This is a genomic window from Curtobacterium sp. C2H10 (assembly GCF_025407985.1).
GTDB lineage: Bacteria > Actinomycetota > Actinomycetes > Actinomycetales > Microbacteriaceae > Curtobacterium.
Window position 1 is genome coordinate 30,087 of sequence record NZ_JABXGF010000031.1, and the last position, 14,873, is coordinate 44,959.

Genomic DNA, 14,873 nt, shown 5'->3' on the forward strand with positions numbered 1-14,873 from the left:
CGGCCCTGGGTCACCGATGACGACGAGTGGGCCCGACGAGCGCTCGACGACCACGAGACGATGACTGCGCGACGGCGCCGATCTGGGAAGGAACGACAGGACGATGATCTCCGACGAGGATGACCGGTCCTTCAAGGCACGGCTCGACCGGATGGAGCGGCGCACGCCCAAGCTCCTCGCGCACCCGCACTACGGGCCGCTCGTCCGTGCGGCCGGTGACCTCGAACGACTCGCGGAGATGCGGATCGAGTGGCGCGAACGACAGGAACGGGCACGAGCACGGAAGCTCCGGTGGGAGGCCTCGATCAGCGAGGGCTGACCGAGCACCGCGCCGCCGGTGGCACGCTGGAGGGGTGAGCGACCTCGTCATCCCGGCCCCGACCCTCCCGACCGTCCCCACCACGACCGGCGGACGCTTCCCCGTCCGGCGGGTGTTCTGCGTGGGCCGCAACTACGCCGCGCACGCTCGCGAGATGGGCCACGACCCGGACCGCGAGCCGCCGTTCTTCTTCGCGAAGCCGGCGGGCGCGGTGGTGACCGACGACGCGGACACCCCGTACCCGTCCGTCACCGGGCGCCTCGAGCACGAGGTCGAACTCGTCGTGGCGATCGGTCGCGGTGGAACGGACATCCCGGTCGACACGGCCCTCGACCACGTCTGGGGCTACGCCGTCGGGATCGACCTCACGCGGCGCGACCTGCAGGCCGAGGCGAAGCGGCTCGGCCGCCCGTGGGACACCGCCAAGGGCTTCGACGCCTCGGCCCCGGTCGGCGCGATCGTCCCCGCCGCCGACGTCGACCCGACCTCGGGCACGATCGAGCTGCGGGTGGGCGGCGAGCTCCGACAGTCCGGGGACCTCGCCGACCAGATCTGGTCCGTCGCCGAGACCATCGCGGAGCTCTCGCGGTTCGTGTCCCTCGCGCCGGGCGACCTCCTGTTCACCGGCACTCCGGACGGTGTCGGGGTCCTCGCCCGCGGGGACCTCGTCGAGGGCACGATCGCCGGCGTGGGCTCGGTCCGGACCGTGATCGTGTGACCCCACGCGTTTCCCCCGTGTGTCGGCGGCCTGGGAGGGCTCGCAGCACCACCGAGTAGCAATGTCTCGATGCCGCTGCGGGGTGCGCGGTGTCGCCACACTGGGGACACCCGACCGCGACGGGGCGGGGCGGCGTGTCCGGAGAACGGAGGTGCCGCCGTGCAGGAACACGACCTGCTCGCGACGTCCTGGACATGGGCCGGGACCGAACCGATCGGCGAGCGCATCGACGCCGTCGGTGCTGCCGGCTTCGCCGGACTCTCGCTGTCGCTCGGTGACCTGCACGAGGTGCGGGCGACGATCGGGTTCGCCGCCCTCCGCCGCATGCTCGACGGTGCGGGGATCGTCTGGGTCCAGCTGGGGCCGCTCGAACACTGGTGGACCTGCTCGAGCCACACCACCGACCAGGACGCCGACCGCGGTGTGGTGCTCGAGGCCGCCGCGACCCTGAGCGCCTGGCAGGTCGTCGCGCGTGCGGACGTCACGCTGCCGGGCGTCTCGCCGTCCGCCATGGTCGACGACTGGAACGAACTGGCCGGGCAGGCCGCGAAGGTCGGTGCGCAGCTCGTCCTCGAGCCCGAGCCGTGGTCGAACCTGCCGACGGTGGAGCGCGCGTCCCGGTTCGTCACCGCCGCCGGTCACCCGAACGGCGGGCTCCTGGTCGACGTGATGCACGCACTGCGCGGCGGGTCCACGCTCGCCTCCATCCGCGAGGGCGTCGCGCCCGCGACGCTCGCCGCGGTCGAGCTGAGCGACGGCCTGCTCCACACGCCGGCGGGCATGACCCTCGCCGAGGAGGCCCGCGAAGCTCGCCACCTGCCCGGAGCCGGCGCCTGGGACGTCCCGGGGTTCGTCCGCACCGTGCGCGACCTCGGGTTCGACGAGCCGTGGGGTGTCGAGGTCCGGACGGCAGCACACCGGGCGATGCCGATCGGGGACGCGCTCCGGACCGCTGCCGCGGCGACCCGGGCGGTGCTCGACGCCGCCGATGCCTTCGGGACGCCCGCCGTCCCCGCGATGCCGACGACCCCGGCGCCGACCTCGGCGGTGGACTTCGAGCCGCCGGCTGCTCGCCCGCCGAGCGACCGTCGCCGCGATGCCGGCTCAGGAGCTCCGGCGTAGCGTCACCGGCATGACCGACCAGCCAGCACACGACGACGACCTGCTCCGCCGCTCCCAGGAGTCCATCGACGAGGCGAAGGCGGCTGCGGCCGAGGTGGTCGAACCGGACGAGGACGACCTCATCGACGAGGACCTCCCGGTCGCCGACGACGCCGAGCCCGCCGACGGTCCCGCGCCCGCTCCCTGAGATCCCCCGGCCGGTGGTCGTCGGCGCTCAGTCGATCTCGACGACCCGCACGGTGACGTCCGACGGTCGACGTCCCAGCAACGCCGTCCCCTCGGCGACCACCGCGTCGCGGACGCTCCGGACGAGCCCGAGCGTCGGGACCCGCCGGTCGGTCGTCACGACCACGCGGATCCGGGCGCCCTCGCGTCGGTCCTGCACCAGGACCGCGCCACCGTCTCGGGGCAGGTCGAGCACCGAACGGACGTCGCGGACGAGCGTGGCGAGGTTCGGCCCCGGCGGCAGCACCGAGCGGACCCCGGGGACCCCGAGCACGACCGCGGTCAGTCCGCGCGAGACACTGCGCACGTCGTCGGTCACGGTCGTCCTCCCTCGATGAGGTCCGCCACCCGCACCACGAGCGACCGCACCACGAAGGGTGCGTGCGCCGCGAGCGCGTCCTCGATGATCGACCGGAGTGCCTCGGCGCGGAGGTGCACCGGCCCGTCGGCGCTCGCGGCGATCGACACCTCGACGTCGACCGATCCGCCGGCCGTCCCGACGTCGCCCGTGAACCGGGTCCGTCGGACGACCACGCCGGGTACCTCGTCGCCGAGAGCCCGCACGAGTCCGCGGAGTGCGCCTTCGGTCACGACGAGCGTCGACGCGGGGTCGTCGTCCGGGACGGGGATGTCCCGCCCCGCGTGCGCCGTCGTCCGCACCGACGCGAGCACGCTGGCGATCCAACCGGCGTCGGCCCCGGCGGCCTCCGCGGCCTCGGCGTCGAGCAGGTCCCGCGAGGCCGTCCGCAGCGACTCGAGCCGCACCAACGCGGCGGCTGCCTCGGGGTCGCCGTCGATGTCCGGCCGCGCCGGGGTGCGGTCGGTGTCCAGGTAGTCGGAGAGTTCCTCGAGGGTGAACGCGCCGAACCGTTCGTCGTCGGTCATCGCCACCCCTCCATCTGCTCGAGGACACGACGTCGTGCCCGCGCCAGCACCCCGCGCACCGTCGCCTGCGGCATCCCCGTCGCCTCGGCGATCTCGGCGTACGACGCCCCACCGATCTCCCGCATCACCCAGACGGCACGGTGCGCGTCCGGGAGTGCCTGCACGATACGCGCGAGTTCCTGGACCTGCAGCCGCGTGCTGACGACCTCGTCGACGGGGCGGTCGTCGGCCGAGTCGACCACCGCTTCGAGGTCCAGGTGCGGATGCCGCCGACGGAGGCGGTCGAGCGCCTTGTTCGCCGCGATCCGGAACAGCCAGTTGCGCACGCGGTCGGGGTCGTCCACCCGGTCGATGCGCTGCCAGGCCTGGAGCGCCGCCTCCTGCACGGCGTCCTCGGCCTCGCCGTCGCCGTGTCCGAGGATCCGAGCGGCGTAGGCGCGCATGTGCGGGCCGTAGCGGCGGATCAGCACCCCGAACGCGACCGTGTCGCCGTCGGCGCTGCGCGCGACGAGGGAGGCGTCCGACAGGGACGCCAGGGCGTCAGCGTCGCTCAGGGTCGGCTCCTCGTCGATTTTCTTCGGTTCTCGCGTGACGATCGCGGTCGTCGTCACGTCTTACGTACGGGTCTACCAGGAGCGCGGTGCGTGCCTGGTGCGAAGCGCGTCGTGACCGGTCATCCCTGAACGACCGGTCACGGCGCCCCGACGGCGGCCCGTGCGTCCCCTGATCCGGCGCACGGGCCGTCTTCTCCCCCAGCCCGCGGCGTCGGGGTCGATCACCACGCGGAGCGAACACTGCGTGGACCGTCGTCCCCGACCTACTCGTCGACCTCGTCACCGAGGAAGTCCGCGTAGGTCACCTCGGACTCCGTCACCGCGACCCCCGGGTCCACGGGTGTGCGCGCCGATCGGTCCCCTGCGATCGTGACTCGTTCCTCCGCGGTGAACGGGGGCAGGTACTTGCTCGCGCTCATGCTCGCGCCCTTTCGTCCCGGCGAACGTAACAGCCCCTACCGGAATCCCGGGGCATCACCCCCGATTCGTCCCCCGGTCGAGGGTGGAACGGGGGACGGAAGTTCGCCCCGGGCTGACCCCATGCGGATGCATGCTCACGATTCCCGGACGACGTCCGCGGGGTCCTTGTCCACCCGCCACCCGCGCCACGAGGGCTGTCGCAACCGGCCGTCCGACGTCCACTCGGCGAACTCGACCTCGCCCACGCACTTCGGCGTCACCCAGTGCGCGTCGCGGGCATCGGGCCGAGGGACGTCGACGAACGGCGAGGTCTTCCGCTCGAGCGCGGCGAGCGTCGCACCGATCTCGTCGAGGTCGCGATCGCGGAAGCCGGTGCCGACCTTCCCGATGTACTCGAGCCCGTCCGGCCCGGGGACGCCGAGGAGCAGCGAGCCGACCCCACCCGCACGCCGACCACTCCCCGGCTTCCACCCGCCGACCACGACCTCCTGCGTGGCGTGGTGCTTCAGCTTGAGCCACGCCTCCGATCGCCGACCCTCGGCGTACTTCGACGTCCGCTTCTTCGCGACGACCCCTTCGAGTCCCTGCTCCGCCGAGTCCGCCATCGCCCGGGCGAGGTCGCCCTGGTACGCGGGCGGGACGTCGATCGCGCCACCCGGTTCGACCACCGTCTCGAGCGCCTGGCGACGCGCGTCGTACCCGAGGCGGGTGAGCTCGTGCCCGTCCGCTTCGAGCACGTCGAAGAGCAGCAGCCGGACCGGTGTCCCCCGCTGCGCTGCCTCGACCTCGCGCGACTTCGTCAGTCCCATCCGGTTCTGCAGCAGTTGGAACCAGGGCCGCCCCCGATCGTCGAGGGCCACGATCTCGCCGTCGAACACGCCGTCCACCCCGGCGCGGTCGCCGAGTTCCTGGAGCTCGGGGTACTGCACCGTCAGGTCGTTGTCGTTGCGGCTGCGGAGCGTCACCGAACCGTCCCGGACGGTCGCGAGCGCGCGGATGCCGTCCCACTTCATCTCGAACGCCCAGTCCGATTCGTCCAGCGTCGGCTCGCCCTTCGCGAGGGTCGCCTGCATCGTGCGGCGGTCAGCCGGAGCGGTGTCCGACGCGGCCGTCCGGTCGATGCGCGCGGTCGGGTCGCCGCCGGCGGGTGCGGGCCGGGAGGCGCGGCTCGTCCCCGCCCCGTCCCCGCCGTCCGCCAGGCGGTCCGGCTGGTCCTTCGTGCGGTGGATGAGCCAGTTCTTCTCGTCGCCGTCGCGCCCACGACCCCGCCCGCGGGTGTGCAGCAGCGCCAGTCGGCGAGCGCCGCCGGTCCGGCCGTGCAGCGTGACGATGACCTCTTCGCCCTCGCGCCACTTCTCGAGCTCGTACGTGCCGTCGTCCCAGATCGTGACCGTCCCGCCGCCGTACTCGTCCTTCGGGATCGTGCCCTCGAATGCGCCGTACTCGAGCGGGTGGTCCTCGGTCTGCACCGCCAGGTGGTTCTTCCCCGGGTCGGTGGGTTCACCCTTCGGCAGCGCCCAGCTGACCAGGACCCCGTCGTGCTCGAGCCGGAAGTCGTAGTGGTCGCGTGTGGCGTGGTGTTCCTGGATGACGAACGTCGGGGTGCCGTCCTTCCGCACCGTCGGCGCGTCCTCGGGCACGGGTTCCGGGGTCTTCGACGCGTCGCGCTTTGCGCGGTACGCGGCGAGCCGGTCGCGCGCGGGCTGCTCCGCGTCGTTCGCCTGCTGGGTCCGGTCGCTGTCCCAGTGACCGTGGTCGTCCCGTCCGACCGCCAACGAGGCGGAGGCGACCGGGTGCAGGTGGTCGCCCCGTTCCTCCAGGCGTTCGAGGACCTCGTCCAGGGTGAGCTGCGCGAGCCCGCGTTCGGTGAGTTCCTTCCAGGTGCGCGGCGCGGCGACCGTCGGCCGGTCACGGCCGCGCAGGGAGTACGGCGCGATCGTCGTCTTGTTGCCGTTGTTCTGCGACCAGTCGACGAACACCTTGCCCGTCCGCTCCGCCCGGCTCATCGAGGAGAGCACGAGGTCCGGCAGGTTCTGCTCGAGCGCCTTCGCGAGTTCGTGCGCCACCTCGGAGACGTGTGCGGTGGAGGCCCCGCCGTCGAGCGCGGCGTAGAGGTGGATGCCCTTCGACCCGGACGTGACCGGGTACGGGTCGAGCCCCATGCCGTGCAGGATCTCGCGTGCTGCGAGGGCGACCTCGACGCACTCGGGCAGCCCGACACCGTCGCCGGGGTCGAGGTCGAGGACGAGCCGGTCCGGGTTCTGCTGCCCGCCGCGGGGGCCGAACCGCCACTGCGGCACGTGAAGCTCCAGCGCGGCCTGCTGCGCCATCCACACGAGGGTCGGCAGGTCGTCGACGATCGGGTACTCGTTGTCGTGCTCGGCGTGGTGGATGGTGTGGTGCCGGACCCAGTCGGGCGCGGAGTCCGGCAGGTTCTTCTCGAAGAACACCTTGCCGTCGACGCCGTTCGCCCAGCGTTTCCGGGTCACGGGGCGGTCCTTCACGTGCGGGATCATCCACGGCGCGACCCGCTCGTAGTACTCGATCACGCGTCCCTTGGTGGTGCCGGTCTCCGGGTAGAGCACCTTGTCGGTGTTCGTCAGGGCGATGCGGCGGTCCCCCACCAGGACCACGGTCTTGCGCGCGGTCGGACTCACAGCGCCACCCCGGTCGCCCCCGCCACCGTGAGGGTCGTCCCCGACGTGTACGACGACTCGGGGCCGGCCAGGTACACGTACGCGCTGCCGAGCTCGACCGGCTGTGCAGGTCGGCCGAAGGGCGTGTCCTGCCCGTAGGAGGCGATCTCGTCGCCCGGGTAGCTGATCGGCTGCAGCGGCGTCCACACCGGGCCCGGGACGACGGTGTTCGCCCGGATCCCCTTCGCCGCGAGCTGCCGCGCCAACCCGTTCGTGTACGTGATGATGGCGGCCTTCGTCGCCGCGTAGTCGATCATCCGGTCCTGCGGTTGGTAGGCGGACACCGAGCTCGTCGTGACGATCGCACTGCCGGGCGCCATGTGTGGAACGGCCGCACGTACCAGCCAGAACAGCGAGTACAGGTTGACCTTCATCGTGCGGTCGAAGTCCTCGGTCGACTGCGCCGTCACGTCGTCGTGCACCTTCTGGTGGCCGGCGACGAGGACCAGCGCGTCGAGCCCCCCGAGCTCGCTGACCGCGTCCCGCACGAGTGTGTCGCAGAACCCCTCGTCGGTCAGGTCGCCGGGGAGCAGCACGGCCTTCCGCCCGAGGTCGCCCACGATGTCCCGCACGGCTTCGAGGTCGTCGCGTTCCTCGGGCAGGGCGTTCAGGGCGACGTCCGCGCCCTCCTTCGCCATCGCGATCGCCGCTGCCCGCCCGATGCCCGAATCGGCCCCGCTGACGAGCACACGGTAGCCGGGCATGCGGCCCGTGCCGAGGTAGCTCGTCTCGCCGTGGTCCGGTGCCGGGTCCATCGCGCTCGCCAGTCCGGATCCCTGCTGCGTCTGCGCCGGGAAGGGCGGACGGGGAAACTGGTCGCGCGGGTCCTGCTTGTCGAGCTGGCTCATGGGCCCATGGTGCTCGCGCCGCGGCCACCGCGGTTCAGCGAAGCGGGATCTGTGGAGAACCCGTCCGCTGCGGGCGCTCCCGTGGAGAGACGGGCATCATGTGCCCATGAGGTCGATCTGGAAGGGCTCCATCGCGTTCGGGCTCGTCAACGTGCCGATCAAGGTCTACGCGGCAACCGAGACGCACGACGTGTCGCTGCACCAGGTCCACGACGAGGACAAGGGCCGCATCCGGTACAAGCGCGTCTGCGAGTTCGGCCACGAGGTCGAGTACGCCGACATCCAGCGCGCCTACGACGACGGCGACAAGACGGTGGTGCTCACCGCCGACGACTTCAAGCAGCTCCCCGAGGAGCAGTCGCACGAGATCGAGGTCCTCGAGTTCGTCCCCGTCGACCAGGTCGACCCGATGATGTTCGAGAAGTCCTACTACCTCGAGCCCGACTCCCGCTCCCCCAAGGCGTACGTGCTCCTGCGCGAGACCCTCGCGAAGACCGACCGGCTGGCGATCGTGCAGTTCACGCTCCGGCAGAAGACCCGGCTCGGCGTCCTGCGGGTGAACGACGACGTGATCCTGCTGCAGGGGCTGCTCTGGGGCGACGAGGTCCGCGCTGCCGACTTCAAGGGGTTGGACGCAGCGGTGAAGGTCAGCGCGAACGAGCTGAAGATGTCGTCGTCGCTCGTCGACAGCATGTCCACGGACTTCGACCCCGACCGCTACACCGACGCCTACCAGGTGGAGCTGCAGCAGCTCATCGACGCGAAGCTCGAGTCCGGCGACGACATCGACACCGAGAAGACCTTCGGTGAGCGCTCCGAGGACGACGACGATGACGAGGGTGGCGACGTCATCGACCTGATGGCCGCCCTGCGCGCGTCGGTGGACAAGAAGCGGTCCGGGTCGGGAGGCCCGGGGTCGCGTTCCCGGAGCGGGTCCCGTTCCACGAAGCAGGACTCCACGGCCGACGAGTCACCGAAGAAGGCCCCGGCCGAGAAGGCACCCGCGAAGAAGACCCCGGCGAAGAAGGCACCCGCCAAGAAGCCGGCCGCCAAGAAGCAGGCCAGCTAGCCGGACCGCGCGACACGAGCAGGAAACACGCGTCGGCCAGACTTGACGCATGACTCCAGAAGAGCCTGGGGCCTTGTCGTCGCCACCCGCGACCGATGGCCCGCCCGTCACCGTCTCCATCACCCGACTCGTCGAACCCGAACGGATCCCCGACGTCACCCGATGGGTGCAGTCCGGCGTGAACCTCGCCAACCGCTACCCGGGCTTCCTCGGCTCGGGCTGGGTCCGCTCGCACGCGACGAGCCGTGAGTGGCACATGCTCTACCGATTCGCCGACCACGACTCCCTCGCCACGTGGGAGAACTCCGACGACCGGCTGCGGTGGCTCGACCTCGGTCGTGACCTCGTGGTGGAGTCCCGCGTCGAGAAGCGCACCGGGATCGAGGGGTGGTTCGACGCACCGGCCGATGCCCCGGCGTCGAGCGCACCGCCGCGGTGGAAGCAGGCCGTGAGCATCTGGCTCGGGTTCTTCCCGGTCAACCTGGCGTTCACGTACCTCGTCAGCTGGCTGGTCCCCGCGTTCGGCGCACTCCCCGTGCTGCCGCGCGTGCTCGTCACGACGCTCGTGCTCACGCCGATCATGACGTTCTGGGTGCTGCCGTTCGTCACGCGGATGATCCGCCCGTGGCTCCTCGCACCGCCGAGGAACGGCTAGCCGAGCACCGACAGCTGGTCGAGCCGCTCGAGGATCACGCCCTCGCGGAGCGCCCACGGGCAGATCTCGAGCGCCGGCAGGTCGAAGATGTCCAGGCAGGCCTCGGCGACGAGGGCTCCCGGCACCACCTGGTGCGCCCGGCTCGGCGACACCCCGGGGAGCTCGGCCAGCTCGGCGACCGACATCGTCAGGAGCGCCGGCAGCTTCGCGCGGAGCACGTCGCCGTCGAGCGCGCGCGGCACGAGCGGCCCCGCACCCGAGGGCGCCGCGCCGCAGATCCGTGCGATCGACCGGAACGTCTTCGAGGTCGCCACGGCACGGTCCGGCCGCCCGGCGCGCAGCAGCAGCCCGGCGTCGCGGGCGATCTCCACCCGGATCTCGTGCCGGATCCGGCGCACGTCGTCCTCGGTCGGGGTCCCCGCCGCGAAGTACGACCGGGCGAGCCGCGCGGCGCCGATCGGCATCGACCACGCGACGTCGGGCGCTTCGTCCGCTCCGCCGGCGATCTCGAGCGACCCACCGCCGATGTCGAACACGGCCAGGCGACCGGCGGACCACCCGAACCACCGCCGCACGGCGAGGAACGTCAAGCGCGCTTCGTCCCCGCCGGACAGCACGGCGAGCTCGACGCCGGTCGCCCGTTCGACGTGGGCGAGCACAGCGTCGGAGTTCACGGCGTCGCGGACGGCCGAGGTCGCGAACGCGAGCATGTCCTCGCACCCGCGGTCCTCGGCGACGCGGACGGCGTCGGCGACGAACGAGGTCAGGGCGTCGACGCCCGCCTCCGTCACCGCGCCGGCGTCGTCGAGGTGCTCGGCGAGGCGCAGCGGTTGCTTGAACGACGACGCCGGCAGCGGGGCGGCACCGCCGTGGGCGTCCACCACGAGCAGGTGGCCGGTGTTGGACCCGATGTCGAGGACTCCCACGCGCATGCCACAACGCTAGTGGCCCCGTCGGACGGGCACGGCCCAGGAGGCGCGGTTCAGCCCCGCAGGAACGCCTCGAGTTCCGCGGTGGTCGGGTACGACGCCTGCGCGCCCGCCTTCGTCGCGGCGTACGCCCCGACACCGACCGCGAACCGCGCGGCCTCGACCAGCGGGTCCCCGGCGGCGAGGCGCAGCGCCACCGCACCCATGAACGCGTCGCCGCAGCCCGTGGTGTCCACCGGGTCGACCCGGACGGCGTCGATCGACACCGGCTCGGCGTCACCGTCGTGCACGACGCAGCCCGAACCGCCCCGGGTCACGATCGACCGTCGGACGCCGTGCTCCCCGAGCTCCGCGGCCTCGTGCTCGTTGACGAGCAGGACGTCGGTCAGCTCGAGCAGCTCCGCCGGGACGGCACCGAACGGGGACAGGTTCGTGAGCACCGTGACCCCGGCGGCCTGCGCTGCCCGGGCGGCGGCCAGGACGACGTCGATCGAGACCTCGAGGCAGAGACCGAGCACGCCGGCACCGTCGAGGGCATCGGCGGGGACGTCGTCCGGGGTCAGCGTGCCGTTCGCGCCGGCGGAGATCACGATGGTGTTCTCCCCTGCGCGGTCGACCGTGATGACGGCGGTGCCGGTGGCCACGCCCTCCCGGACGGCGACGTGCGTCGCGTCGACACCCGCCGCCGCGACGGAGTCGCGCAGCAGTCGACCGTTCCCGTCGTCGCCGACCGCGCCGATCATGCGCACGGTGCCCCCGAGCCTCCCGGCAGCCACCGCCTGGTTGGCGGACTTGCCGCCTGGCAGGATCGCGAGGTCGGACCCCTGGAGGGTCTCACCGGGCTTCGGGAAGCGCTCCGTGCGGACCACCAGGTCCGCGTTGAGGCTCCCCACGACGACGATGCCGGTCATGCGGCGGCTCCTGTCTCGGCCGAGGCCGGGCGCGGGATGAGGAAGGACGTGGCGAGTGCCGCGCAGGTGATCACGGCACCGAGCAGCATGCCACCGGAGTACCCGGCGGTGCCCGCGGACCCGCCGGTCCCGAGCGCGATCTGCAGGGCCGGCAGGACGGCGAAGCTGATGCCGGCACCGAGGTTGAACGCACCGGCGTTGAGGCCGGGCAGGAAGCCGGGGTTCGACTCCGGCGAGAGCACGATGCCGAGCCCGTTCAGGATGATGTTCGCGATGCCGGCGTAGGTGATGCCGATCAGCACGGTCGCGGCGATGAGCACCGGCAGCGAGTGCACGCCGACGAACGCCATGACGAGCGTCGCGACGATGCTCCCGACCAGGCCGACGCGCAGCACGGCGCGGTAGCCGAGGGTCGGCGCGAGCCGGCCGGCGAAGGGTCCGACGATCCAGCCGACCAGCGCGTACGGGGTGAGGAACGCGAGCGAGGCGAGGTCGGCCTCCATGCCGAAGCCCGCGTCCGGGTTCTGCGCGAGGCTCGTGACGAGGCCGTTCACGACCGCGAACACGCCCGTCATGGTGAGCAGGGTCGTGACGAGCAGCGCCCAGGTCGCACGGCGCTTGAGGAACCGTGTCTCGACGAGGGGCTCGCGCACCCGCGACTCGACCGCCCAGAAGACGCCGAAGGCCACGAGGGCGAGGACGATGCCACCGACCACGAGGCCCCAGTTGGCGGCTGCGAGCTTGCCCGCCTCGTTGAACGCGGTGAGCAGTGCGCCGACGCTGACGACGAGCGGCAGGACACCCCACCAGTCCATCCGGGTGCCGGCCGACGGCTTCGACTCGACGCCCCACGCAGCGACCATCAGCGCCGCGACGACGGTGACGATCGCGATGACCCAGAAGATCCCGCGGAACCCGAAGTGCGTCGCGATCCACCCACCGGCGAGCGCGTCGACGCCCGCGATGCCGCCGTTCACCGCGGTGAGCAGGCCGAGGGCGGCGCCGTAGCGCTTCGGGTCGGCGATCTCGTTGCGGAGGATGAGCAGGCCGATCGGGACGACCGGGCCGGTGACGCCCTGGATCATGCGACCGACGAACAGCATCGGGACGTTGACCGCGAGCGCCGCCACGATGCTGCCGACGAGCATCACCGCGAGCATGCCGAGCAGGACGCGCTTGCGGCCGACGATGTCGGACAGGCGCGGCAGGAACAGCGAGAACAGCGCCGCCAGGGTGAAGAACAGCGTCTGCGACAGGCCGATCGTGGCGTCGTCGGTGTGCAGCTCGCGGGCCATCGTGACCAGAGCGGGGCTGAGCATGCTCGCGTTCAGCTGGAACGCGATGCAGGCTGCGAGGAGCGCGGCGGTGAGGGCGCCGATCGACTTCTTCGTCGATGTGGTGGTCATGGGGGTCAGTGCTCCGTGGTGGTCGTGGTGGCTGCGGTCCGGGGCGTCCAGCCGGTGTCCGGGGTCTCGCCGATGCGCTCGAGGGCGTCGACGACGAGGTCCCAGAACCGGCCGTGGTCGAGCTCCGTCGCGGCGCTCGTGCGGCAGTCCTCCGGCGCGGGCGCGCGGAAGTCGGCGACGGTCATGCCGAGGGTCAGGGTGCCCTGCGTCTCGACGTGGATCGGGACCTTCACCGCACGGACGACGGTCGGGTCGATGACGTACGCGACGGCGCAGGGGTCGTGCACGGGCGGGGCGTCGAAGCCCTGGGCGTCCTTGTACGTCTGGCCGAAGAAGTCGAGCAGCTCGCCGACGAACGCGGCCGGGGCGGTGCCGACGGCGGCGATGCGCTCGGCGACCTCGGGCGTCGCGAGCGCCTGGTGCGTCAGGTCGAGGCCGACCATGACGACGTCCCAGCCCGCGTCGAAGACGATCGAGGCGGCCTCGGGGTCGATGACGATGTTGAACTCGGCGACCGGGCTCCAGTTGCCGACGTGCACCCCGCCGCCCATCAGGACGACCTGCTTGACGCGCTCGACGATGCGGGGCTCCTTGCGGGCCGCGAGGGCGATGTTCGTCAGGCCGCCGGTCGGCACCAGGGTGACCGTGCCGGGCTCGTGCGCCATGACGGTCTCGATGATGAGGTCGACCGCGTGCCGCTCGTCCAGCTCGAACGACGGCGAGGGGAGCATCGGCCCGTCGAGACCGCTCTCGCCGTGGATGTCACCGGCGACCTCGATCTCGCGGAGCAGCGGACGGTCGGCACCGGCGGCGAACGGGACCCCGGTGATCCCGGCGATGCGGGCGACGGCGAGGGCGTTGCGGGTGACCTTCGGGAGCGTCTGGTTGCCGACGACGGTCGTCACGGCGAGGAGCTCGATGTCCGGGTTGCCGTGGGCCAGCAGGATCGCGACGGCGTCGTCGTGGCCGGGGTCGCAGTCGAGGATGATCTTCTCGGGCACGCGGGGCGCTCCACTTCTTCGGGGATCAGGAGGTCGAGGCTCGACGAGGTGGGGATCCGCGGCGAGGATCAGCTCCCGTGGCACGTCAAGCGTTTGACATGGAAACACGTCAAGCGTTTGACGTCAAGTCATCGGCGGCGGACCCGAACTGCGCGGTCCGCGCTCGGTAGCATCGACGCGTGCCATCCTCCGCCGCCCCCGGCCGTCGTGTGACCGCTGCGATGGTGGCCGAGCGCGCGGGGACGAGCATCGCCACGGTGTCGCTCGTCGTGAACGGCAAGGACCGCGGCCGGGTCTCCGTGCCGATCGCCACGAGGGTCCGCGACGCCGTCGACGAGCTCGGCTACGTCGTCGACCACGCTGCCAGTTCCCTCGCGCGGGGTAGTGGCGACCTCGTCGTCCTGATCGCCCCCGACCTGTCGAACCCCTTCTTCGCCGAGGTGATCCGCGGCGTGCGCGACACCGTCGGCGACCGCTTCCAGCTCGTGCTCTCCGTCACGGAGCGCGGGGCCCAGCCCGTGGCCGCCGACGTCCGACGGTTCGAGCGGCTCCGACCGGCCGGCATCCTGGTGGACGCGCCCGCCGCCGACGAGACGATGACCGCCACCGTCCCCGTGGTGCTGCTCGATGCACCGGGCGGACCCGAGGCCGTGAACTACGACCTCTCCCCCGGTGTCCACGAGCTCGTCGCCCACCTGCACGAGCGCGGGCACCGGCGGGTGGGGTACCTCGACGGGACCTCGCGGGCTGCGACGTTCGGCGTCCGTCGGGAGCTCTTCGAACAGGAGTGCGCAGCCGTCGGCATCGAGGTCTCCGAGGTCACCGCCCGCGCCGACCTCACGGTGGACGCCGCGGCCTCGGCGACCGAGCACGTCCTCGAGGCCTGGCAGGACGACGACGTCACGGCGGTCGTCGCGGCTGCCGACACCCTCGCGTACGGGGTGCTCCGGGTCGCCGGGCAGCTCGGCATCGCGGTCCCCGGGGAACTCGCCGTCGCGGGGTTCGACGACCTGCCGTCGTCCTCGGTCACGGCGCCGGCCCTGACGAGCGTCGCACTCCCCGGCGCGGACCTCGGCCGGGCCGCGGCGCTGCGGTTGCTCGCGACGCTCGACGGC

Annotated in this window: 17 protein-coding genes; 7 read left to right on the forward strand and 10 right to left on the reverse strand. The window is 72.2% G+C overall.

Annotation, left to right across the window (positions count from 1 at the left end):
- Window positions 1-103 precede the first annotated feature (103 nt).
- From HWD93_RS12230 to HWD93_RS12245, 4 genes are all read left to right on the forward strand, one after another.
- A complete protein-coding gene (locus HWD93_RS12230) occupies window positions 104-319 on the forward strand; it encodes a hypothetical protein (RefSeq protein WP_071303366.1) in 216 nt (71 codons plus the stop codon).
- A gap of 34 nt (window positions 320-353) precedes the next feature.
- The gene (locus HWD93_RS12235; RefSeq protein WP_261646958.1) at window positions 354-1,037 is read left to right on the forward strand and encodes a fumarylacetoacetate hydrolase family protein; all 684 of its coding nucleotides are present in this window, start codon (window positions 354-356) and stop codon (window positions 1,035-1,037) included.
- Window positions 1,038-1,196: 159 nt separating this feature from the next.
- A complete protein-coding gene (locus HWD93_RS12240; RefSeq protein ID WP_261646959.1) occupies window positions 1,197-2,159 on the forward strand; it encodes a sugar phosphate isomerase/epimerase in 963 nt (320 codons plus the stop codon).
- Window positions 2,160-2,169: 10 nt separating this feature from the next.
- Window positions 2,170-2,346 (forward strand): hypothetical protein, encoded by a 177-nt coding sequence (locus HWD93_RS12245; RefSeq protein WP_156794789.1) that lies wholly within the window; start codon window positions 2,170-2,172, stop codon window positions 2,344-2,346.
- 27 nt (window positions 2,347-2,373) lie between these two features.
- Here the strand turns inward: HWD93_RS12245 and HWD93_RS12250 are convergent, their stop codons facing one another.
- The 6 genes from HWD93_RS12250 to HWD93_RS12275 all read right to left on the reverse strand — a co-directional run bounded on the left by HWD93_RS12250 (window position 2,374) and on the right by HWD93_RS12275 (window position 7,787).
- Window positions 2,374-2,703, reverse strand: coding sequence for a hypothetical protein (locus tag HWD93_RS12250; protein ID WP_070417187.1), 330 nt, complete (start codon window positions 2,701-2,703; stop codon window positions 2,374-2,376).
- Window positions 2,700-3,269, reverse strand: a complete 570-nt coding sequence (locus tag HWD93_RS12255; RefSeq protein ID WP_261646960.1) for a hypothetical protein — start codon at window positions 3,267-3,269, stop codon at window positions 2,700-2,702. The genes HWD93_RS12250 and HWD93_RS12255 overlap by 4 nt, the downstream gene beginning before the upstream one ends.
- A complete protein-coding gene (locus tag HWD93_RS12260; protein ID WP_229086513.1) occupies window positions 3,266-3,880 on the reverse strand; it encodes an RNA polymerase sigma factor in 615 nt (204 codons plus the stop codon). Before HWD93_RS12260 ends, HWD93_RS12255 begins: the two co-directional genes overlap by 4 nt.
- Window positions 3,881-4,086: 206 nt before the next feature.
- Window positions 4,087-4,242, reverse strand: a complete 156-nt coding sequence (locus HWD93_RS12265) for a hypothetical protein (RefSeq protein ID WP_175473746.1) — start codon at window positions 4,240-4,242, stop codon at window positions 4,087-4,089.
- A gap of 135 nt (window positions 4,243-4,377) precedes the next feature.
- Entirely contained in the window at window positions 4,378-6,900 is a 2,523-nt protein-coding gene (locus HWD93_RS12270; protein ID WP_261646961.1) for an ATP-dependent DNA ligase, read from the reverse strand.
- Window positions 6,897-7,787, reverse strand: coding sequence for an SDR family oxidoreductase (locus HWD93_RS12275; RefSeq protein ID WP_261646962.1), 891 nt, complete (start codon window positions 7,785-7,787; stop codon window positions 6,897-6,899). Before HWD93_RS12275 ends, HWD93_RS12270 begins: the two co-directional genes overlap by 4 nt.
- 106 nt (window positions 7,788-7,893) lie before the next feature.
- On the opposite strand from HWD93_RS12275, the gene HWD93_RS12280 reads away from it, so the two are divergent.
- Window positions 7,894-8,856: a Ku protein gene (locus HWD93_RS12280; protein WP_261646963.1), complete on the forward strand. Its 963-nt coding sequence runs from the start codon at window positions 7,894-7,896 to the stop codon at window positions 8,854-8,856.
- 49 nt (window positions 8,857-8,905) lie between these two features.
- Entirely contained in the window at window positions 8,906-9,511 is a 606-nt protein-coding gene (locus tag HWD93_RS12285; protein WP_374115162.1) for an antibiotic biosynthesis monooxygenase, read from the forward strand.
- On the opposite strand, the gene HWD93_RS12290 is transcribed toward HWD93_RS12285, so the two are convergent.
- The 4 genes from HWD93_RS12290 to HWD93_RS12305 are packed head-to-tail and all read right to left on the reverse strand — an operon-like array spanning window position 9,508 to window position 13,758.
- Window positions 9,508-10,443: a Ppx/GppA phosphatase family protein gene (locus tag HWD93_RS12290; RefSeq protein WP_071296586.1), complete on the reverse strand. Its 936-nt coding sequence runs from the start codon at window positions 10,441-10,443 to the stop codon at window positions 9,508-9,510. The two genes, HWD93_RS12285 and HWD93_RS12290, sit on opposite strands and share 4 nt — an antisense overlap.
- Before the next feature lie 50 nt (window positions 10,444-10,493).
- Window positions 10,494-11,351 carry a ribokinase gene (locus HWD93_RS12295; protein ID WP_261646965.1) on the reverse strand — a complete coding sequence of 286 codons (858 nt, stop codon included), beginning with the start codon at window positions 11,349-11,351 and terminating at the stop codon, window positions 10,494-10,496.
- The gene (locus tag HWD93_RS12300) at window positions 11,348-12,757 is read right to left on the reverse strand and encodes an MFS transporter (RefSeq protein ID WP_092388224.1); all 1,410 of its coding nucleotides are present in this window, start codon (window positions 12,755-12,757) and stop codon (window positions 11,348-11,350) included. Before HWD93_RS12300 ends, HWD93_RS12295 begins: the two co-directional genes overlap by 4 nt.
- Window positions 12,758-12,762: 5 nt before the next feature.
- Window positions 12,763-13,758, reverse strand: coding sequence for a nucleoside hydrolase (locus HWD93_RS12305; RefSeq protein WP_071303357.1), 996 nt, complete (start codon window positions 13,756-13,758; stop codon window positions 12,763-12,765).
- A gap of 179 nt (window positions 13,759-13,937) precedes the next feature.
- Between HWD93_RS12305 and HWD93_RS12310 the strand changes: the two genes are divergently transcribed.
- Window positions 13,938-14,873: LacI family DNA-binding transcriptional regulator (locus HWD93_RS12310; protein ID WP_261646966.1), on the forward strand; the 936-nt coding region annotated here is incomplete at its 3' end.

Bases quoted from the DNA above. Each gene is read 5' to 3' on its own strand.
- HWD93_RS12285 (WP_374115162.1), top strand. From the start codon at position 8,906: ATGACTCCAGAAGAGCCTGGGGCCTTGTCGTCGCCACCCGCGACCGAT.
- HWD93_RS12245 (WP_156794789.1), top strand. From the start codon at position 2,170: ATGACCGACCAGCCAGCACACGACGACGACCTGCTCCGCCGCTCCCAG.
- HWD93_RS12230 (WP_071303366.1), top strand. From the start codon at position 104: ATGATCTCCGACGAGGATGACCGGTCCTTCAAGGCACGGCTCGACCGG.
- HWD93_RS12265 (WP_175473746.1), bottom strand. From the start codon at position 4,242: ATGAGCGCGAGCAAGTACCTGCCCCCGTTCACCGCGGAGGAACGAGTC.
- HWD93_RS12255 (WP_261646960.1), bottom strand. From the start codon at position 3,269: ATGACCGACGACGAACGGTTCGGCGCGTTCACCCTCGAGGAACTCTCC.
- HWD93_RS12280 (WP_261646963.1), top strand. From the start codon at position 7,894: ATGAGGTCGATCTGGAAGGGCTCCATCGCGTTCGGGCTCGTCAACGTG.
- HWD93_RS12275 (WP_261646962.1), bottom strand. From the start codon at position 7,787: ATGAGCCAGCTCGACAAGCAGGACCCGCGCGACCAGTTTCCCCGTCCG.
- HWD93_RS12300 (WP_092388224.1), bottom strand. From the start codon at position 12,757: ATGACCACCACATCGACGAAGAAGTCGATCGGCGCCCTCACCGCCGCG.
- HWD93_RS12290 (WP_071296586.1), bottom strand. From the start codon at position 10,443: ATGCGCGTGGGAGTCCTCGACATCGGGTCCAACACCGGCCACCTGCTC.
- HWD93_RS12295 (WP_261646965.1), bottom strand. From the start codon at position 11,351: ATGACCGGCATCGTCGTCGTGGGGAGCCTCAACGCGGACCTGGTGGTC.